Source organism: Bradyrhizobium sp. 26S5 (assembly GCF_036923295.1).
GTDB classification, from domain to species: domain Bacteria; phylum Pseudomonadota; class Alphaproteobacteria; order Rhizobiales; family Xanthobacteraceae; genus Bradyrhizobium; species Bradyrhizobium septentrionale.
The window spans coordinates 3,861,119-3,879,446 of the sequence record NZ_CP145948.1 but is presented as its reverse complement, the minus strand read 5'-3'; the positions used below and the strand labels follow the sequence as shown (position 1 = coordinate 3,879,446).

At 63.7% G+C, this 18,328-nt stretch carries 19 protein-coding genes and 1 pseudogene; 10 read left to right on the top strand and 10 right to left on the bottom strand.

Annotation, left to right across the window (positions count from 1 at the left end; translation table 11 throughout):
* The first annotated feature begins 5 nt into the window (after positions 1-5).
* Positions 6-1,550, top strand: coding sequence for an efflux transporter outer membrane subunit (locus V5279_RS17755; RefSeq protein WP_414645934.1), 1,545 nt, complete (start codon positions 6-8; stop codon positions 1,548-1,550).
* A gap of 68 nt (positions 1,551-1,618) precedes the next feature.
* Here the strand turns inward: V5279_RS17755 and V5279_RS17750 are convergent, their stop codons facing one another.
* The 6 genes from V5279_RS17750 to V5279_RS17725 form a co-directional block, all read right to left on the bottom strand.
* A complete protein-coding gene (locus V5279_RS17750; RefSeq protein ID WP_029078526.1) occupies positions 1,619-2,707 on the bottom strand; it encodes a TRAP transporter substrate-binding protein in 1,089 nt (362 codons plus the stop codon).
* Entirely contained in the window at positions 2,704-2,877 is a 174-nt protein-coding gene (locus V5279_RS17745; RefSeq protein ID WP_166294618.1) for a hypothetical protein, read from the bottom strand. Before V5279_RS17745 ends, V5279_RS17750 begins: the two co-directional genes overlap by 4 nt.
* A gap of 123 nt (positions 2,878-3,000) precedes the next feature.
* Positions 3,001-4,089: a TRAP transporter substrate-binding protein gene (locus tag V5279_RS17740; RefSeq protein ID WP_166204175.1), complete on the bottom strand. Its 1,089-nt coding sequence runs from the start codon at positions 4,087-4,089 to the stop codon at positions 3,001-3,003.
* Between the two features lie 309 nt (positions 4,090-4,398).
* Complete coding sequence (locus V5279_RS17735) at positions 4,399-4,629, bottom strand: hypothetical protein (protein ID WP_338699478.1); 231 nt, start codon at positions 4,627-4,629, stop codon at positions 4,399-4,401.
* Positions 4,630-4,838: 209 nt separating this feature from the next.
* Positions 4,839-5,969 (bottom strand): Mrp/NBP35 family ATP-binding protein, encoded by a 1,131-nt coding sequence (locus V5279_RS17730; protein WP_338699477.1) that lies wholly within the window; start codon positions 5,967-5,969, stop codon positions 4,839-4,841.
* Between the two features lie 56 nt (positions 5,970-6,025).
* Complete coding sequence (locus tag V5279_RS17725; RefSeq protein WP_414645728.1) at positions 6,026-6,463, bottom strand: VOC family protein; 438 nt, start codon at positions 6,461-6,463, stop codon at positions 6,026-6,028.
* A gap of 209 nt (positions 6,464-6,672) precedes the next feature.
* Between V5279_RS17725 and V5279_RS17720 the strand changes: the two genes are divergently transcribed.
* Entirely contained in the window at positions 6,673-7,545 is an 873-nt protein-coding gene (locus tag V5279_RS17720) for an NAD(P)-dependent oxidoreductase (protein WP_166294613.1), read from the top strand.
* A 448-nt stretch (positions 7,546-7,993) separates the two neighbouring features.
* Here V5279_RS17720 and V5279_RS47080 read toward each other — a convergent pair whose 3' ends face one another.
* Together V5279_RS47080 and V5279_RS47075 are read right to left on the bottom strand one after the other, a co-directional pair.
* Positions 7,994-8,392, bottom strand: coding sequence for an Imm1 family immunity protein (locus tag V5279_RS47080; protein WP_166204171.1), 399 nt, complete (start codon positions 8,390-8,392; stop codon positions 7,994-7,996).
* A gap of 45 nt (positions 8,393-8,437) precedes the next feature.
* Positions 8,438-8,545 (bottom strand): hypothetical protein, encoded by a 108-nt coding sequence (locus V5279_RS47075; protein ID WP_414645727.1) that lies wholly within the window; start codon positions 8,543-8,545, stop codon positions 8,438-8,440.
* A gap of 235 nt (positions 8,546-8,780) precedes the next feature.
* Here V5279_RS47075 and V5279_RS17715 point away from each other — a divergent pair, with 235 nt between their 5' ends.
* From V5279_RS17715 to V5279_RS17700, 4 genes and pseudogenes are all read left to right on the top strand, one after another.
* The gene (locus tag V5279_RS17715; protein ID WP_029078518.1) at positions 8,781-10,385 is read left to right on the top strand and encodes a sensor histidine kinase; all 1,605 of its coding nucleotides are present in this window, start codon (positions 8,781-8,783) and stop codon (positions 10,383-10,385) included.
* A 107-nt stretch (positions 10,386-10,492) separates the two neighbouring features.
* The gene (locus V5279_RS17710) at positions 10,493-10,696 is read left to right on the top strand and encodes a DUF1289 domain-containing protein (RefSeq protein ID WP_029078517.1); all 204 of its coding nucleotides are present in this window, start codon (positions 10,493-10,495) and stop codon (positions 10,694-10,696) included.
* Positions 10,697-10,721: 25 nt separating this feature from the next.
* The gene (locus V5279_RS17705; RefSeq protein WP_338699472.1) at positions 10,722-11,309 is read left to right on the top strand and encodes a TIGR02281 family clan AA aspartic protease; all 588 of its coding nucleotides are present in this window, start codon (positions 10,722-10,724) and stop codon (positions 11,307-11,309) included.
* A 304-nt stretch (positions 11,310-11,613) separates the two neighbouring features.
* Positions 11,614-12,596 (top strand): annotated as a pseudogene (locus V5279_RS17700) (cysteine synthase A).
* Positions 12,597-12,645: 49 nt separating this feature from the next.
* On the opposite strand, the gene catC reads toward V5279_RS17700, so the two are convergent.
* Positions 12,646-12,936 carry a muconolactone Delta-isomerase gene (catC, locus tag V5279_RS17695; protein ID WP_166294606.1) on the bottom strand — a complete coding sequence of 97 codons (291 nt, stop codon included), beginning with the start codon at positions 12,934-12,936 and terminating at the stop codon, positions 12,646-12,648.
* Between the two features lie 107 nt (positions 12,937-13,043).
* Entirely contained in the window at positions 13,044-14,621 is a 1,578-nt protein-coding gene (locus V5279_RS17690) for a 4-hydroxyphenylacetate 3-hydroxylase N-terminal domain-containing protein (RefSeq protein WP_338699469.1), read from the bottom strand.
* 338 nt (positions 14,622-14,959) lie between these two features.
* On the opposite strand from V5279_RS17690, the gene V5279_RS17685 reads away from it, so the two are divergent.
* The 4 genes from V5279_RS17685 to V5279_RS17670 all read left to right on the top strand — a co-directional run bounded on the left by V5279_RS17685 (position 14,960) and on the right by V5279_RS17670 (position 18,234).
* Positions 14,960-15,526, top strand: a complete 567-nt coding sequence (locus tag V5279_RS17685; RefSeq protein ID WP_338699467.1) for an FAD synthetase — start codon at positions 14,960-14,962, stop codon at positions 15,524-15,526.
* Entirely contained in the window at positions 15,523-16,047 is a 525-nt protein-coding gene (locus tag V5279_RS17680) for a flavin reductase family protein (protein ID WP_166294602.1), read from the top strand. The genes V5279_RS17685 and V5279_RS17680 overlap by 4 nt, the downstream gene beginning before the upstream one ends.
* A gap of 70 nt (positions 16,048-16,117) precedes the next feature.
* A complete protein-coding gene (locus tag V5279_RS17675) occupies positions 16,118-16,987 on the top strand; it encodes an intradiol ring-cleavage dioxygenase (protein WP_338699463.1) in 870 nt (289 codons plus the stop codon).
* 68 nt (positions 16,988-17,055) lie between these two features.
* Positions 17,056-18,234 (top strand): muconate/chloromuconate family cycloisomerase, encoded by a 1,179-nt coding sequence (locus V5279_RS17670; RefSeq protein ID WP_338699461.1) that lies wholly within the window; start codon positions 17,056-17,058, stop codon positions 18,232-18,234.
* Positions 18,235-18,328 lie beyond the last annotated feature (94 nt).

Here is an 18,328-nt window from a genome sequence, read left to right as displayed (position 1 = left end):
CTGCCATGGACGATTTAAGCACCAGCACGCCGCGTCATGCCGCTCCCGCGATGCGCGGGCTGGCCGCGGCCGCCGGCGCCCTCATGCTTGCAAGCTGCGCGGTCGGCCCCAATTTCTCGTCGCCGCCCGCCCCCACCGTCGCCGGCTACACGCCGGAGAAGCTGAAATCGCCGCCATCCGATCCGGCCGGACCGCGCGTGGCCGGGCAACGCTTCGTCAACGGCGCCGACATGCCGACGCGCTGGTGGGCCGCGTTCCGCTCCGCACCGCTCAACCAGCTGATCCGCATGTCGGTCGAGCGCAATCCGTCGCTGCAGGCCGCGGAGGCCGCGATCAGGCTGGCGAACTTCAACGCGCTGGCGCAGCGCGGCCTGTACTTTCCGCAAGTCGGTGCAAACTTCACCCCGTCCGACCAGCTCGTCTCCAACGCCGTGTCGGGGCCCGGCAACACGGCGCAGGCCCGCTACACGCTGTACACCGCGCAGCTCAATATCAGTTTCGTGCCCGACGTGTGGGGCGAGAACATGCGTAACGTCGAGAGCCTCGACGCGCTCACCGAGCAGGCTCAGTTCCAGCTCGAGGCGGCCTATCTGACGCTCACCTCCAATGTGGTGACGGCGGCGATCCAGGAGGCCTCGCTGCGCGGCCAGATCGCCGCCACCGAGCACATCATCAAGGTCGAGCGCGACATCCTCGGCATTCTGCAGAACCAGTTCAATGCCGGCCAGGCGGCGCAGGTCGACGTGCTGGCGCAGCAGGCGGCGCTGGCGCAGTCCGAGGAGACCTTGCCGCCGCTGCAGAAGCAGCTCGCGATCCAGCGCGATTTGCTCACGGCGCTGGCCGGGCAATTCTCCGCCGATGAGATCCTGCAGAAATTCGATCTGCAGCGCCTCGCGCTGCCGGGCAATCTGCCGGTGAGCCTGCCAAGCACGCTGGTGGCGCAGCGCCCCGACGTGCGGGCGGCCGAGGCCAATCTGCATTCGGCAAGCGCGCTGGTTGGTGCCGCGATCGCAGCAAGGCTGCCGAGCTTCACCATCTCCGCCAACCCCGGCTCGACCGCCTTCAACGCCGCCCAGCTGTTCACGCCGGGAACGCTGTTCTACACGGTTGCCGGCAGCGCGACCCAGACCGTGTTCGACGGATTGACGCTGTACCACAAGCAGAAGGCGGCGGAGGCCGCGCTTGAGCAGGCCAACGCGCAGTACCGCCAGGCCGTCATCACGGCGTTCCAGAACGTCGCCGACGCGCTGCGCAGCCTGCAGGCTGACGCCCGTGCCGTGCAGGCCGCGATCAAGGCGGAGGATGCCGCCAAGGCCAGCCTCGACATCGTGCAGAAGCAGCTCGGGCTCGGCCAGGTCAATCAGGTCAATGTGCTGAACGCGCAGCAGGTCTATTTGAATGCCGCGATCACCCGCGTGCAGGCGGTGGCGACGCGGCTGTCCGACACCGCGGCGCTGTTCATGGCGCTCGGCGGCGGCTGGCCGACCGATTGCGCGACCAGCGACTGGCGCGCCTGCGTGTTCGAAAGCCGCGTCGCGTCGAAGAACTGACCGTTGAATAAGCTAAGCCCCGAAGCGATGGCTTCGGGGCTTGCTGTCGTCATCATGCCGAGCCGCGGTCACACCTGCGAGTGGCGCGCCATGAAATTGTCGTAGCCGACTTCGGCGACCTGGAACCATTGATAGCCGTTGTTGGAGAACGACGTCAGCGAGTCATAGACCTTCTTAAAGTTGGCGTTGGTCGCCGAGACCTCGGAATGCAGCTCCTTGGCGGCCTTGAAGGAGGCTTCCATCACCGTAGGCGGGAACGGGCGCAGCTTGGTGCCGACCGCGAGCAGCTTCTTCAGCGCGATCGGGTTGGCCTGGTCGTAACGCGCCATCATCCAGTTGTTGGCGAGATGGCCGGCCTGCTCGAGCACGAACTGATAGTGCTTCGGCAGCGCATTCCATTTGTCGAGGTTGATCATCGCCACCAGCATCGGGCCGCCTTCCCACCAGCCGGGGAAGTAATAGTTCGGCGCAACCTTGTGGAAGCCGAGCTTCTCGTCGTCGTAGGGACCGACCCACTCGGCTGCATCGATGGTGCCTTTTTCCAGCGCCGGATAGATGTCGCCGCCGGCAAGCTGCTGCGGCACCGCGCCGAGCTTCTGCATCACCTTTCCGGCAAAGCCGCCGATGCGGAATTTGAGGCCCTTGAGATCGTCGACGCTGGTGATCTCCTTGCGGAACCAGCCGCCCATCTGGCAGCCGGTATTGCCGGCCAGCAGGGAGGTGACGTTGTAGCTCTTGTAGAACTCGTTGAGCAGCTCCTTGCCGCCGCCGATCATGTACCAGGCCTGGTTGAGGCGCATGTTGGGTCCGAACGGCACCGAGGAGCCGAAGGTGAAGGTCGCGTCCTTGCCGTAATAATAATAGGGCGCGGTGTGCCCCATCTCGACAGTGCCGTTCTGCACGGCGTCGAGCACCTGCAGGCCCGGCACGATCTCGCCGGCGGCAAAGGTCTGGATCTGGAATTTGTTGTCGGTGGCTTCACCCACCGCCTTCGCCATTAGCTCGGCGCCGCCGTGCAACGTGTCGAGCGACTTCGGCCAGCTCGTCGTCAGCCGCCACTTGAGCTCCGGCATCGACTGCGCGATGGCCGGCGCCGCGACGGTTGCGGCACCAGCGACGCCCAGACCCGTGACCTTGATGAAATCCCTGCGCTTCATTTGAATGAATCCTGCCCTGTATGATTGTGTTGTCCGAGCGTCGACTGCTTGCGATCGTCGCGCCAGTTTTCTTTTTTTGCCGTCATGACCGGTGACCGATCATGCGCCGCCTTCGTGTCGAGGCTTCGGGCGCGAGCATGGAGCATCCCCTTGCCGAACGCCAGACGCAAAAAACCCGGCCTCCTTGCAGAGGCCGGGCTACTTAAGTTGAAGCTTGGCGTGGGCTTCATTCCTGGAAGCGAAACCCCTGCTTGTCGTCTTGCAGCGTTCTCCTCGCGCGAACGCTGCGCCGATCAGCCGCGGGTACGCGAGCGGATCATGAAGCTGTCGAAGGTGTACTCGGCGACCTGCCACCACAGATACTGGTCGGAGCGGTACGCCTGCATGGCGTCGATCGACTTCTTGAAGTCGGCGTTCTTGGCGGAGATCTCGCCCCACAGCTCGTTGGTCGCCTTGAGGCAGGCCTCGAGCACCTCGTTGGTGAACGGGCGCAGCTGGGTGCCGCCGGCCACCAGCCGCTTCAGCGCCGAGGGGTTCTGCATGTCGTAGCGCGCATTCATCCAGCTGTTGGCGTTGGCGCACGCATTGGTCAGGATCGCCTGGTAGTTCTTCGGCAACGCGTTCCACTTCTCCAGGTTGATGAAGGAGTGCACGCACGGACCGCCTTCCCAGAAGCCCGGATAGTAGTAGTACTTCGCGACCTTCTGGAAGCCGAGCTTCTCGTCGTCATAGGGACCGACCCACTCGGCGGCGTCGATGGTGCCCTTTTCGAGCGCCGGATAGATGTCGCCGCCGGCGAGCTGCTGCGGCACCACGCCGACCTTCTGCAGCACCTGACCTGCGATGCCGCCGATGCGGAATTTGAGGCCGGAGAGATCGGCGACCGTCTTGATCTCCTTGCGGAACCAGCCGCCCATCTGGGTGCCGGTGTTGCCGGTCGGGAAACCGATCACGCCGAACTTCTTGAAGAACTCGTTGCCGAGCGCCTCGCCGCCGCCCTGGTACCACCAGGAGTTCTGCATGCGCGCGTTGAGGCCGAACGGCACCGACGCGTAGATCGCAAAGGTCGGGTCCTTGCCGACATAGTAGTACGAGACGGTGTGGCACATCTCGACCGTGCCGTTGGAGGTCGCGTCCAGCGCCTGCAGGCCGGGGACGACTTCACCCGCCGCGAACACCTGGATCTGGAACTTGTTGTCGGTCATTTCGGCGACGTATTTCGAAACCTCGACGGCGCCGCCATAGATGGTGTCCAGCGACTTCGGGAAGCTCGAGGTCAGGCGCCACTTGATTTCAGGCGAGGACTGCGCGATCGCCGGCGCCGCAACCGCCGTCGCGGCAGCACCGGCCGCAGAAACTTTCAAAAAATCACGACGCTTCATCGTAAGGCTTCTCCTTGAGGGGCGTTTCCCAGTGACCGCAAGCAGTTCTCCGGCGGGACGCTTGCACAGGCCTGCCGAGGCGCTCTGGGTCGGCCCTTTAACACGGAAGGCGGCCTCACGGAAACGCGACAATGGCATGACCGCGCCAATTAAACGAAAGTCTGATGACGCGGGAATCGGCCGGAAATTGCTGCTCAGGCCGCGGCGATGACGCCTTGCAGCTGCTCGCGGACCGGGCCTTCGATCGCGCGGTAAATCGCCGCGTGCGCGCCGTCCGGCCCGCGCTCAACCACCGGGCTACCGGGGCAATCAGCGCCGCGTCGTCTCCCGCGCTTTCTTGGCCTGGCTGGCCAAGTGCCGCCCGCGCCGGATCCAGCTTTGTGCGGTCGTGTGGCTCACGCCATACGTCTTCGAGATCGCCGCCGCGGCCTCCTTAATCGAGTCGGATTTCTTCGCAATGTTGAATGCCATCCGGGAAGCCTCTTCGCGCTTCTCCCGCGTCAGATGTTTGCGGCGTGCTTTCTTTGCTGGTGCTGCCATGTTGATCGTGGCCTCACGGCCTTTCCCGCGGTTACGGCCTGGCGATGGACTCGTTTAAGCTGACGGACAGACTGGTACGATTCGGCTATCTCTTCACAACCATACAGGCCGAAAGCGGTCCAGCAACCGTTCAGCGCGACAGTTCTGTGAAGAACCGCCGCCGAGGCCGACGCCTTTAGAGCCCGGCCCGTGACGACGGCAAGGCAACTTCAGGCTGCGGCGATGACACCTTGCAGCTGCTCACGGACCTTGCCGCCGATCGCGCGGTAAATCGCCGCGTGCGGGCCGTCCGGTTCGCTCTCGACCACGGGGGTGCCGGAATCGGACGCGGTCCGGATGGCGATGTGCAGGGGAATTTCGCCGAGGAACGGCACCCCGAGCTTCTCGGCCTCGTGGCGGGCGCCGCCATGGCCAAAGATGTCCGAGCGCGCGCCGCAATGCGGGCACTGGAAATAGCTCATGTTCTCGACGATGCCGAGCACCGGCACGTTGACCTTCTTGAACATCGCCAATCCCCGCCGGGCGTCGATCAGCGAGAGGTCCTGTGGGGTCGAGATGATGACGGCGCCCTTGAGCGGGACGTTCTGCGCCAGCGTCAGCTGGGCGTCGCCGGTGCCGGGCGGCATGTCGACCACCAGCACGTCCAGCGTGCCCCAGGCGACGTCGCGCAGCATCTGGGTGATCGCGGACATCACCATCGGCCCGCGCCAGATCATCGCGGTGTCCTCCTCGACCAGGAAGCCGATCGACATGATCGACAGGCCGAAGCGCTGCAGCGGGATCATCTTCTTGTCGGCGTTGAGCTGCGGCTTCTCGCGGATGCCGGTCAGCCGCGGCACCGACGGGCCGTAGATGTCGGCGTCGAGCAGCCCGACGCGCAGGCCGAGGTCGCGCAGGCCGAGCGCGAGGTTGAGCGCCGTGGTCGACTTGCCGACCCCGCCCTTGCCGGAGGCAACCGCGATCACGGCGGAGATGCCGGGAATCTCGGCCTGGCGCGCCATCGGCGATTGCGCGCCAGGCGGATGCGGATGCCGGTGCGCGGACGCCGGCGGGACGCCGCCGGCCGGCCGCGGCGCAGGCGCCGCAGCGCCCGCCTTGCGCTCCGCGGTCAGCGCGATCATCGCCACGCTGACGCCGGGAATGGCGCGCACGGCGTTCTCGGCCTGCGCACGCACGCTTTCCCAGGCGCGGGCCTCCGCTGCGTCAACGTTGATCGAGAAGAACACCTTGCCGTCGGTGACCGTGATCGCCGACAGCACATTGGCGTTGGTCAAGACTGTGCCGCGCGGCGACATCACCTTGGCAAGGCAATCGAGAACCTGTTGCTGCGTCACGCTCACGGCGCATCTCCTGAAAAGTTCAAGCGACGACCCATAGAGCGTTGCAGCGCAAAAGGCTACCTCGCTCCGACGTCGTCCCGCCGCTCGGCCGGCGCTGCCGAGCCGCCTTCCTTGGCGGCCTCGTAGTTCAGCTCGATCATGACCCCGTTGGGGTCGTTGACGAAGATCTGCCAGAGGTCGCCGCCGGGAACCTGGCGCGAGTCGAATTCCATGCCCTTGGACTGAAGCCGCTGCCTCATCCCGTCAAAGCCCTGGCTGGCAAAGGCGACGTGGTGGACGACGCCGGAATCCGGCTTTTGTGCCTCGCTGGTCTGCGAAATATCGACCAGATGCACGACCGCCTTGCCCTCGCTGTACATCCATGCGCCGGGGAACGCGAAGTTCGGCCGTGCGCCCTTCTCCAGGCCCAGAATGTCCTCATAGAACCGCACCGTGGCGGCGAGATTCCGGGTCCGGATATTGAAATGATCGAGCACACCCACGCTCATGCCCATGCGAGACACTCCCATTTTTGTGAAGTTCTTTGGTGGGGCGATCCTAGCACAAAACCGGGGTCTGCCATCCAACGAAGGCGTTGCCCTCCGCTGCGCAGGGGGTATGGTGCGGCTCCTTCCATGGACGGAATGCCCTGCCCGCCGCGACGTTTTCCGGCGGTCTCAAGGGGCGATCACCACGGCAAATCACAGAACCCAAGGTAACAGATATGGCTAAAGTCGCTTTTCTCGGTCTCGGCGTGATGGGTTTCCCGATGGCGGGACACCTCGTGAAAAAGGGCGGCCATGAGGTCACCGTTTACAACCGGACCGCGGCGAAGGCGAAGGAATGGGCCGACAAGTTCGGCGGCAAGACCGCGCCGACGCCGAAGGCCGCCGCCGAAGGCCAGGATTTCGTGATGTGCTGCGTCGGCAATGACAACGACCTGCGCGCGGTCACGATCGGCCCCGACGGCGCCTTCGCCGGGATGAAGAAGGGCGCGACCTTCGTCGATCACACCACCGCCTCCGCCGAGGTCGCCCGCGAGCTCGATGCGGCCGCCACCAAGGCCGGCTTCAAATTCGTCGACGCGCCGGTGTCCGGCGGCCAGGCCGGCGCCGAGAACGGCGTGCTAACGGTGATGTGCGGCGGCAGCGCGGACGCCTATGCCGGCGCCGAGCCGATCATCACCGGCGCCTATGCGCGGATGTGCAAATTGCTGGGACCGGCGGGCGCCGGCCAGCTGACCAAGATGGTCAACCAGATCTGCATCGCCGGCCTCGTGCAGGGCCTCTCCGAGGGCATCCACTTCGCCAAGAAGAGCGGCCTCGACGTCGCGGCCGTGATCGAGACCATCTCCAAGGGCGCGGCGCAGTCCTGGCAGATGGAGAACCGCTACAAGACCATGAACGAGGGCAAGTACGATTTCGGCTTCGCGGTCGAGTGGATGCGCAAGGACCTCTCGATCGCGCTGGCGGAAGCCCGCCGCAACGGCGCCACGCTGCCGGCGACCGCCCTGGTCGACCAGTTCTATGCCGAGGTCGAGAAGATGGGCGGCAAGCGCTGGGATACGTCGAGCCTGCTGGCGCGGCTGCAGCGGTAGCTGCTCGCATAGGTCGCGGTGACCCGCGTCGGCGGGTCACCAGCCATGCAGCGTCGTCTCGCGAAGGAGAATTTTCCCTTTGAAGGTCGCGCTGCCAAAATATCGAAAACAACCCCATGCAAAGGAGCTGGCCGGCCGCCGGCATTCGATATGGCAACTTGACATGTCGGGCAAATCAGGGGCACACTTCCATTATTCCGAAATTGTAACTTCTAGTTGGCGGTTTAGTGCACTGTCACCGTATCCGCAGAACAGGGTCAAGAATGATCATTGTCGGGGAGTTAAGTGCACTGTCACCGAAATTGGCAGAGGTTCCGCGCGGAATGTCTGCGGCAGGTCCAGCCCATCCACTTTCGAGAGATAAGTCTCCGGCCGACGTGCGCAAAACGCCCACCGTCTTACCACCTTGCACACAGGCTGGGGGTTCCGGTATCGCGCTCTCTGCGGCTTAAATTTCCTCCCACTCCACGCTCGACGATCGCTCGCCAGTTTCCAAGAAAGCGACCGCAATCTCAGCTACCTTTTCCATTGGAAGACAATAGCGCCGCGGCATTGGTGTCGATGTATCGCCCATCAAGAACTCTTGCGTACCCCCTCCTTCGTGCTCAATTGTCCCCACCGCCATCAAGTAAGGCGGAGCCCCATCAGTTGAACTAAACTGTACGCAACCATCCCCGGATCCGAGGCCTAAGAGCAGCTTGCGATCGTTTGTGCCGACAAGCTCCGACAAAAATGGTTGCCTCTGCCGTGTGTCGTTAATGATCCTTCGCAACGCTGGCGACCCGTCAACTACTGTCTCATTCAGAGGATTCGTGGCGTCCTGTCTGTCGAAAAACTGGGCTCTCATGGATGCACCCCAACGAACACTGTCGAGCCATTCGGAGTTATAACGTTAAGCTGCGCCTGATGGTAGCATGCGTGGAAGAAGGTTTGTGCAACTTGAGCAGATGGTTGGGTTGTTTATAAACAGCGTGCCTTCCGAAAGTCCCTGCTGCTGCATAACGGCCGCAGCATGACCTTCGACGTGGGTCCCGGGCTAGTCCTGGGCATCCACGTCTTTGGATCAATGCGAAGAAAGGCGTGGATGGCCCGTCAGCGCGGCGCCCGCGCAAAAGTTAATTTAACCCCCCGTTAACGAGTTTCTTTAGCTCTTTAAGTCATCGCTTAATGATTTGGCGTCACAGATAGACAATGCAAAAAGCCCGCGCGGTTCGCGGGCAGGATTTGTGTTGTTTATGAGTAATCCCGCAGAAAAGCCTGAAGTTGTACAGCTTCCGGCAAGCCCCCAGGTGGCGTCGCCGGTGAATAGCCGGCGTGCCGCCGCGCAGCGGGTGCGTGAGGCGCGGGATCGGTTAACGTCAACCAGTGGAACCCGCCCGGCGTTCGACGCCGAACTGCTCCGGCAATACGCCCAGACCCGGATGTCGGCGTCCTACGTCGTGATGCTGCTCGTGGTGGCGACCGGCGTGCTGTTTGGCCTCTGGATGCAGCCGATCGTGGCCGGCGCCTGGACCGTCGGCATCCTCGCCGTCCATCTCGCGATCATCCGCAGCTGCGCCCGCTTCCTCGCCGAGCCCCCCTCGGTCGCGGTGACCCGCAAATGGCGGACGCGCTTCGTGCTGCTCGACCTGCTCTACGGCCTGTGCTGGACCGCGATACTGATCCACCCCGCCGGGCGCGATCTCGCCTCCAACACGCTGATGATGTTCCTGATGCTGCTGGTGATCGCAGTCTCCAGCATGCTGGCGGCGAGCCTGCCGATCGCGGCCCTCGCGGCGACCGTTCCAGTGACGGTCGGCATCGCGCTCGATCTCGTGCTCAACGGCGCGTTCGACAATTACGTGCTGGCGCTGCTCGCGCTTGCCGCCGAGGGCTATTTCGCGCTGCTGGCGCACCGCCTGCATTCGACCACGCTGGCGACGCTGGAAGCCCGCGCCGAAAAGGACGCGCTGATCGGCGAACTGGAGCAGGCCAAGGCGATCTCCGACGAGGCGCGGCACCGCGCCGAATCCGCCAACGTCGCCAAGTCGCGCTTCCTCGCCCAGATGAGCCACGAACTGCGCACGCCGCTTAACGCCATCCTCGGCTTCTCCGAGGTGATGAAGAGCGAGATTTTCGGCGCGCATGCCGTTGCGGTGTACAAGGAATATTCCGCCGATATCCATAATTCCGGCGTGCACCTGCTCAACCTCATCAACGAGATCCTCGACCTGTCGCGCATCGAGGCCGGCCGCTACGAGCTGAATGAAGAAGCCGTGGCACTGGTGCATGTCGTCGCCGATTGCCACCATCTCTTGAAGCTGCGTGCCTCCAGCCGCGGCATCACGATCCACGAAGTGTTCGAGCACGGCATGCCCAGGATCTGGGGCGACGAGCGCGCCATCCGCCAGGTCGTGCTCAACCTGCTCTCCAATTCAATCAAGTTCACGCCGCAGGGCGGCGAGATCTGGCTGAAGGTCGGCTGGACCGCATCGGGCGGGCAATATCTGAGCGTCAAGGATACCGGAAGCGGCATCGCCGAGGACGAGATCCCGGTCGTGCTGGCCTCGTTCGGCCAGGGCTCCAACTCGATCAAGTCGGCGGAACAGGGTGCAGGCCTTGGCCTGCCGATCGCGAAAAGCCTGATCGACATGCATGGCGGCACCTTCACGCTGAAATCGAAGCTGCGCATCGGCACCGAGGTGATCGTGACCTTACCGCCGGAACGGGTGATGAGCGCGCTGGCGCCAATGGCGGAAGAATCGCCGCCGATGCAGCCGGAGCCCGCGGAGCCCACGATGGGCGCCGACCGCACACGTGTGCGCCGCAGGGCGATCATGAGTGCCGGCACCGGATTGTAGCAGCATGGCGCGGGAGACCATGCTCACGACAAAAAGCTGAGGCGTGATGACAGCATCGCGCTTCGGCCGGCTTGCACCAGCGGCTGAAACCGTTCAACACTGGAAGAATGAGCTCAGAAACGCCGTGTATCGCAGTCTGCATGATGGACCCCAAAACGAAGCTCTGCTTCGGCTGTGGCCGCACGCTTCCGGAGATCGCGCGCTGGCACAAGATGGACCGCACGGAGCGGCTGACGGTGATGGCGACGTTGCCGGCGCGCATGGCGGACGCCGGGCTCGAGCGCATGGAGCCGCATCCGAAGCGCGCCTGATCGGCGCAGCCGCCGGAGACGCACCGTGACCCGCATCCTCCTCGTCATCCTGCTGCTGATGACGACCGCCGGCGCCGTCGTGACCTATGGCGATCCCGACCAGATCGCGCGCGCGAGGGAAAATCTCAACCAGATCCTCGGCCGCAGCACCGCCACTGCCTCGGCCCCCGCCTCTGCCCCCGCAGTGCAGATCGCACGCGGCCAGGGCGGTGAGTTCGCGTTCCGCGCCAAGATCAACGGCGTCAGCGCGCCGATGGTGATCGACACCGGCGCGACCTCGGTGGTGCTGACCTGGGAAACCGCCAAGGCGATCGGGCTGCCGACCGACATGCTCGAATACAATGTCGACCTGGAGACCGCCGGCGGTCACACCAAGGCGGCGCGGCTGACGCTCGATCGGCTCGCGGTCGGCAAGCTGGTCGAGAAATCGGTGCCGGCGCTGGTGGTGCAGCGCGGGCAGATGAAGACCAATTTGCTCGGCATGAGCTTCCTCGATCGGCTCGAGAGCTGGGGCGTCCGCTCCGACACACTATCGCTGACCGGATACCCCGACGTCACCGGTAGTGTCTCCCCCTCAAGCCGTCACCGGCGCCCGCGCACCGCCGTCGACTAAAGCATGATCCGGAAAAGTGCGAAGCGGTTTTCCGAAAAGATCATGCTCAAACAAACGCCGGATCAACTCCCGCATCTTGCAAGAATGATCCGCAGCCGCAGCGTCGAAAAACGAAGATTGTACGTCGCATAAAAAATGGCTCTACTGAGCCTTACGCGCTGCTTCAGCATGTCGGCACATGATGTCTTTGATAGCAGCACGCTCGGAGGCCAGGACTTCCAATCTCGCACACCAAGCGACAAGGAAATTTCCGAAACCAACGAAAAAATAGCATCAAGCCATTGTTCGGCTGGGGCGGGCAACCATGAACGTTCGATCTGGCTTCCTAGAATCCATTGGCAATACGCCATTGATCAGACTGCGCGCGGCATCGGAAATCACGGGCTGCGACATTTTCGGTAAGGCCGAATTTTTGAATCCGGGCGGCTCGATCAAGGATCGTGCGGCGCTTGCCATCATCAACGACGCCGAGCAGCGCGGTCAGCTCAAGCCGGGCGGTGTCATCGTGGAAGGCACAGCCGGCAATGTCGGCATTGGCATTGCGCTCGTGGCCAATGCGCGCGGTTATCGTTCCGTGATCGTGATGCCTGACACGCAAAGCCAGGAAAAGAAGGATATGCTGCGGCTATGCGGCGCCGATCTGCGCCTGATGCCCGCGGTACCATCTTCCGACCCCGGCCACTATGCCCGCTATTCCGGTCGCCTCGCTGACGAACTGGGCGCATTCTGGGCAAACCAGTTCGACAACGTCGCCACCGCGATGGCCACTACCGCACGACCGGCCCTGAAATTTGGGACCAGACAGGCGGAAGGGTCGATGGCTTCACGTGTGCCGTCGGCAGTGGCGGAACGTTGGGTGGAATCGCGCGCGCCCTCAAGGAGCGCAATCCCGATGTGAAGATCGCGCTCAGCGATCCAATGGGTGCCGCGCTCTACAATTGGTTCACAAAGGGCGAGCTGACGACCGAAGGAGAATCGATCACGGAAGGCATCGGCCAGGTCCGTGTGACGAAGAACCTTGAAGGCACACCGATCGACATGGCCTACCAGATCACCGATCAGGAGGCGCTGCCCGTCCTGTTCGACTTGATCGCGCAAGAGGGACTGGTACTCGGCGGTTCGAGCGCGATCAACGTGGTGGGAGCCATGCGGCTGGCACGCGACCTTGGTCCGGGCAAGACCATCGTCACCATCCTCGCGGACGGTGGCCAGCGCTACCAGTCCAAACTCTTCAATCCGGACTTCCTGCGCAAGAAAAATCTCCCGCTGCCACCCTGGATGACGTGAATCGGGAGCGATTTGGCGCGATCGCTTCGCGAACAGCGCTCGCCCGCCGCTAGTGGTCATCATCGTGGATCGACGACGGATGCCGGCACAGCGGCGTGACCCGTATCTCCATGAATGGAAACAGCGGCAGGCCGGACAGGATGTCGTGCAATTCCTGCGGGCCTGACACGTCGAAGACGCTGACATTGGCGTAGCGACCGGCCACCCGCCACAAATGGCGCCAGACGCCCGCGCGCTGCAGCTCCATGGCTCTGATACGTTCGGCCTGCTTCAACGCGTCGGTTCGCTCAGTCGGGAGATCGTGCGGAATCCGCACTTCCATTTCGACGTGAAACAGCATGACGGTGAACTCTCTCTGCAAGGATGAAGTGGCGCGAAAACGGAACGCAGCCGCCGTGCGATCGCGGCGGCTCCGATATTCCGTCTACCAGATCGTCAGCCCTGTCGTCAGCCTTGCACCAGACCGCGGCTGACGAGGTTGATGTCATCGGGGTTGATGAGGTCCTTCGCCGTCCAGCCGGAGACGTCGTAGTCGCTCATGCAGTTGCGCACGAAATCCTGCATCGCGCCGAGGTCGCCGGTGGCGCTCGCGGCCATCAGCGTCTCGACGCGCAGGTTCTCGTAATTACCCGCATAGTTGCGCTCGTAGAGCTCGTGCCGGCCGCCGAACTCGGAGCCGATCGCATCCCAGAGCAGCTTGAGCAGCTTGATCCGGTCGATCGCGGCATAGCCGTTGGAACCGCGCACAAAGCGGTCGAGATAGGGCCGGATCGCCTCGCTCTCCAGATCGGCCGAGCTCGACGGCAGATAGATCAGGCCGCTCGCGACATGGCGCTCGATCAACTCCTTGATCCGCGGATACGCCATCGGCGCGAACACGCGATAGGCCAGCCCGTAGTTCAGGTTGGGTAGATTGTAGCCCTCAGTCCCCTGCCAGGCGATCGGCGATTTCACCATCGCATCGGAAATGCCGTGGAACAGATTGCGCCAGGCGATCACCTCGCCGACGGCCGTCTGCACGCCGCGGAAATCCTTCGACCCGGTCGCCTCGACCGCCATCGAGAACAGTCCGGCGATGAAGTCGAGCTTGACGGCAAGCCGCGTCACACCGTGCAGGGTGAACCGCGGCACGAAGCCCGACGCCGGGAAGAACTGGTTGATCTTGTCGACGTCGCCATAGATGAAGACGTTCTCCCAGGGCACCAGCACCTTGTCGAAGACCAGGATGGAGTCGTTTTCGTCGAAGCGGCTCGACAGCGGATAGTCGAACGGCGAGCCGGTCGCGGCCGCGGTGAATTCGTAGGACGAGCGCGCGATCAGCTTGACGCCCTTGGCGTCCATCGGGGCCGTGAAGATCAGCGCGAATGACTTGTCCTTGATCGGGATGCCGTAATGCGCGATGAAATTGTAGTGCGTCAGCGCCGAGCCGGTCGCGACCACCTTTGCGCCTGAGACGATCAGGCCTGCATCGGTCTCCTTCTCGACATGCATGAAGACGTCGCGCACATCCTCGATCGCGCGGTCGCGATCGATCGGCGGATTGACGATGGCGTGATTCCAGAAATCGAGCCGCTCCTGGGTCCGGGCATACCACTTCCGGGCGTTGCCGGCGTACTCGCCGTAGAAGCCCGAATTCGCGCCGAGCGTGCCGAGGAATGCCGCCTTGTAGTCGGGCGAACGGCCCATCCAGCCGAACGCAACCTTCTGCAATTCGGCGATCGCATCGCGCCCCCTGATCAGGTCGTCGGCCGTTCGCGAACCCAGGAAGAACGGATGGGTCAACTGTCCCGAGCCCGTGTCGGTCAGGACGCCGATCTGATCCTTCTTCTCATGAAAGCGGTCGTACCAGCGCGCCACCATCCGCGCCGAATTGCGGAAGGCAGGATGCGCCGTGACGTTCTTGACCCGCTCGCCATAGATGTAGATTTCGCGGCCGTCCTGGATGCTGTCCAGGAATTCCGCGCCGGTATAGACGCTAGTGGTTGACGCAGGCGCATCAGCCCGCAGGGCAGCTGCAGTAGTCATGGACGTTTCTCCTCCGCTTCTGTGGTGGACCGGCGGAATTGCCACACCGGCCCGGGACCATCTCGTCACGCTCTTGGTCGGCGTGACATCGGGGGAAACGCTACGCGCTGAGCGGGAGCGGGCGAAAGGTATCACACCATACCGCGCGGACCGCCGCGGCTCGGGCTATGACTCGGGTGGCACGGACCTGACGGCAATGACCGTCCGGCCGATGCAACGCCGTAGCTGACGCAGCAATTGCACAGCACGGCAAGGGAGCGAAACCGGAGCGAACCATGGGCCAAGGTTTGGGCAAGGTTTTTGACAGCACGGCTGTCGCTTTCCATCGCGATGGAGAATTGGCCCTCGACTCGAGCGTCGTGACGATCGGCGCATTTGACGGCGTCCACCGCGGCCATCAGGAACTGCTCCGGCAGACGATCGCGGCGGCGCGACGCTGCGGCGTTCCGGCCGTGGTCTACACCTTCGATCCGCCGCCAAAGGTCTATTTCGGCCAGGCCGAGCCGCTGATATCGCTGCGCGAAAAGCTCGAGCGCATCGCAACATTCGCGCCGGACCACATCGTCGTCGCCGGTTTCGACCAGATCTACGTCCGGCGCAGCGCGGCCGATTTCCTCGCCGAGTTGCAGCGTCTGCAGCCTAGCGAGGTGATCGTCGGCGAGGATTTTCGCTTCGGATCCTGCAAGGGCGGCACCGCGCAGCTGCTGCGGCAACACTTCAATACGCGTGTTCTGCCGCCGGTGCGCTGCGGCAATGGCGAGATCGTGTCGAGCAGCCGCATCCGAAGCTTGCGGCGGTCCGGTCTTGCCGCCGCCGCAGCGGCGCTGGAAAACTGGCGGGATATCGTGACCGCGCCACCGGCCAATCGATCCGCTCTCGCCCAACTCGAGGTCGCAAGCCAATGACCGCTATCGATCCGCGAGAACTGCGCAATGCCTGTGGCCAGTTCGGCACCGGCGTCACCATCATCACGACGCATTGCGAGGGACGCGACCACGGCATGACGGCCAACGCCTTCATGTCGGTGTCGCTCGAGCCGCCGCTGGTCGCGATCTCGATCGCGAAAAGCGCGAAGATGCTTGGCAACATCCAGAAGACCGGCCGCTTTGCGGTCAGCGTCCTTGCCGAGGGGATGGAGGATCTGGCCTGGCATTTCGCCGGCAAGCCCAGGCTCGACCTCTGCGACGTGTTCGAACGCCGCAACGAGCTGCCCGTCATCGCCAACGCAGCGGCGTATTTCGTGACCGATCTTGCCGATGAGATCATCGCAGGAGATCACACCATCTTCCTCGGCCATGTCCGCGAGATGGCGCTCGAGCAAAGCAAGAAGCCGCTGCTGTTCTTCCGCGGCCGTTTCGGCGGGCTTGCCGATCCACACCCCGCGCCCGCGATGCTGGAGAATGCCGGCTACGAATTCGTCTGGTGAGACCACCAACCGAGATTCCCGAAACGGGGATGCAAGTTCGATCAAACTGCAAGAAAAGGAGGAAACGACCATGCTGAACGTCAACAAGGACACCATCACCGACCACGTGATCGCCGCGCTCGCGAAGGACATTCCGGACCGCAACCGTCAGATCATGACCAGCCTGATCCGCCACATGCACGATTTCTGCAAGGAGGTCGACCTGACCTTCGCCGAGTGGTTCGCCGCCTGCGAATTCCTGCGCCGCGCCGGCGATATCTCGGACGAGAAGCGCAACGAGTTCATCCTGATCGCGGATATTCTCGGCGTCGAGGTGCTGGTCGACATGCTCGATCACCGCGTCACCGACGGCGAGAGCGAGTCCACCGTGCTCGGACCGTTCTACCGGGAAAATCCGCCGGTGCTGGCCAAGGGCGCCTCCATCATCAAGAAGTCGTTCGACAACGCGCAGACCGTGAGAGTCAGCGGACGCATCAGCGACACCGCGGGACGGCCGATCGAGGGCGTCACCCTCGACGTCTGGGAGGACGCGCCGAACGGGCTCTATGACCTGCAAGACCCCGAGCAGCCGGCCTATAATCTGCGCGGACGGTTCACCACTGATGCCAACGGCGAATATGCCTTCGTGGCGCTCCGCCCCGAGCCCTACCCGATCCCCTATGATGGGGCCGGCGGCGAGCTCCTGAAATACATGGGCCACCATCCCTGGCGTCCGGGCCACATCCACTTCATGCTCTCGAAGGACGGCTATCAATCGTTGATCTCGCAGATCTACGATTCCGAGACCAAGTACCTCGACAACGACTCGGTGTTTGCCGTGAAGCAGAGCCTGATCGGCAAGTTCAGCAAGGCCCCGGCCGGCGCTGATACCGACCTCGTTCTCGACTTCGACTTCAAGCTCAAGAAGGCGGCGGTCGAGCGGCTGGTCGCAGCCGAGTGATACGTCTTACGCCCTGCCAGGCCTCGCAAAGCCCGGCAGGGCTCATTTGAACTGACATGTGAGGACATATGAGTCGTGCCTTGATCGACATCGCCGAGCCCGTGCAACACGTGCCGCCTCTCGCGAAAGACACCACGATCCGCAGCATCCGCGCGACCATCGTGGAGGCGCCGACCCGCCGCCGGCACAAGCTGTCCAACACCGAAGTCACGCATCAGGGCTATGTGCTGGTCCGTGTCCTGCTCGACAATGGCGTGTCGGGTATCGGCGAAGCCTCGACGCTCGGCGGGCCGCGCTGGGCCGAGGAGAGCGTGGAATCGATCAAGGCCGCGGTCACGAATTATCTGGCGCCGGCACTGCTGGGACAGCCTGCCCTCGCCTTCGAAGCCAATGCGCTGCGCATGAGCAAGGCTGCGACCCGCAATTTCGCGGCCAAGGGCGCCATCGAATCCGCGCTGGTCGACGCCGCCGGCAAGACGCTCGGCCTGTCCGCCAGCGCCCTGCTCGGCGGCGCGGTGCGCGCGCGCATGGAGGTGATCTGGGCGCTGGCTTCGGGCGACAGCGGCCAGGAGCTGGAGGAAGCCAAGGAGAAGCTGCGCCGCTGCGAGCACCGCCAGTTCAAGATCAAGTTCGGCTTCAGCCGGCCGCAGGCCGATCTGAAGCGGCTGCAGGCGCTGCGCGCCGGCCTCGGTGACGAGGTACAGCTGATCGTCGATATTAACCAGGGCTGGACCGAGGCCGAATGCATCCGCTTCATGCCGGCGCTGGAGGAGCTGGACGTCGCTCTGGTCGAGCAACCGGTGTCAGCGCAGCAGCTGGAAGTCATGGCGCGTGTCGCGGCACGCACCTCGATCCCGCTGCTGATCGACGAAGCCGCTTTCACCAAGGAAGAAATCGCCCGGACCGCCACGATGGGCTGCGGCAGCGTCTACTCGTTGAAGCTCGTCAAAAGCGGCGGCCTGTTCGAGATGAAGCGCGCGGCGGCGGTCGCGGCCGCGCACGGCCTCGAACTCTATGGCGGTTGTCTGCTGGAGAGCAGCATCGGCGCGGCCGCGCATCTCGCCGCATTCGCCACCCTGCCCAGGCTCGAATGGGGCAGCGAGCATTTCGGTCCGCGGATTCTCGTGGAGGATCTCGTCGTCAACCCGATCAGGTTCGACGAGTTCGAGATTTGCGTCCCCGATGGCCCCGGTCTCGGCGTCGAGGTCGACGAGGACAAGATCCGCGCCTTTGCCCGGAAGGATTAGGCAGATGGCGTCGTCCCCGCAGACAATTGACAATCCAGGGATGCCCGCTCAGTCTTCCCGCTGGAACCATCGTCTCGATCAAGCGCTGATGACC

Coding starts and splice junctions, on each gene's coding strand:
- V5279_RS17755 (WP_414645934.1), top strand. CDS start 6: ATGGACGATTTAAGCACCAGCACGCCGCGTCATGCCGCTCCCGCGATG.
- V5279_RS17750 (WP_029078526.1), bottom strand. CDS start 2,707: ATGAAGCGCAGGGATTTCATCAAGGTCACGGGTCTGGGCGTCGCTGGT.
- V5279_RS17740 (WP_166204175.1), bottom strand. CDS start 4,089: ATGAAGCGTCGTGATTTTTTGAAAGTTTCTGCGGCCGGTGCTGCCGCG.
- V5279_RS17735 (WP_338699478.1), bottom strand. CDS start 4,629: ATGGCAGCACCAGCAAAGAAAGCACGCCGCAAACATCTGACGCGGGAG.
- V5279_RS17725 (WP_414645728.1), bottom strand. CDS start 6,463: ATGGGCATGAGCGTGGGTGTGCTCGATCATTTCAATATCCGGACCCGG.
- V5279_RS17720 (WP_166294613.1), top strand. CDS start 6,673: ATGGCTAAAGTCGCTTTTCTCGGTCTCGGCGTGATGGGTTTCCCGATG.
- V5279_RS47080 (WP_166204171.1), bottom strand. CDS start 8,392: ATGAGAGCCCAGTTTTTCGACAGACAGGACGCCACGAATCCTCTGAAT.
- V5279_RS47075 (WP_414645727.1), bottom strand. CDS start 8,545: ATGCAGCAGCAGGGACTTTCGGAAGGCACGCTGTTTATAAACAACCCA.
- V5279_RS17715 (WP_029078518.1), top strand. CDS start 8,781: ATGAGTAATCCCGCAGAAAAGCCTGAAGTTGTACAGCTTCCGGCAAGC.
- V5279_RS17710 (WP_029078517.1), top strand. CDS start 10,493: ATGAGCTCAGAAACGCCGTGTATCGCAGTCTGCATGATGGACCCCAAA.
- catC (WP_166294606.1), bottom strand. CDS start 12,936: ATGCTGTTTCACGTCGAAATGGAAGTGCGGATTCCGCACGATCTCCCG.
- V5279_RS17690 (WP_338699469.1), bottom strand. CDS start 14,621: ATGACTACTGCAGCTGCCCTGCGGGCTGATGCGCCTGCGTCAACCACT.
- V5279_RS17680 (WP_166294602.1), top strand. CDS start 15,523: ATGACCGCTATCGATCCGCGAGAACTGCGCAATGCCTGTGGCCAGTTC.
- V5279_RS17675 (WP_338699463.1), top strand. CDS start 16,118: ATGCTGAACGTCAACAAGGACACCATCACCGACCACGTGATCGCCGCG.
- V5279_RS17670 (WP_338699461.1), top strand. CDS start 17,056: ATGAGTCGTGCCTTGATCGACATCGCCGAGCCCGTGCAACACGTGCCG.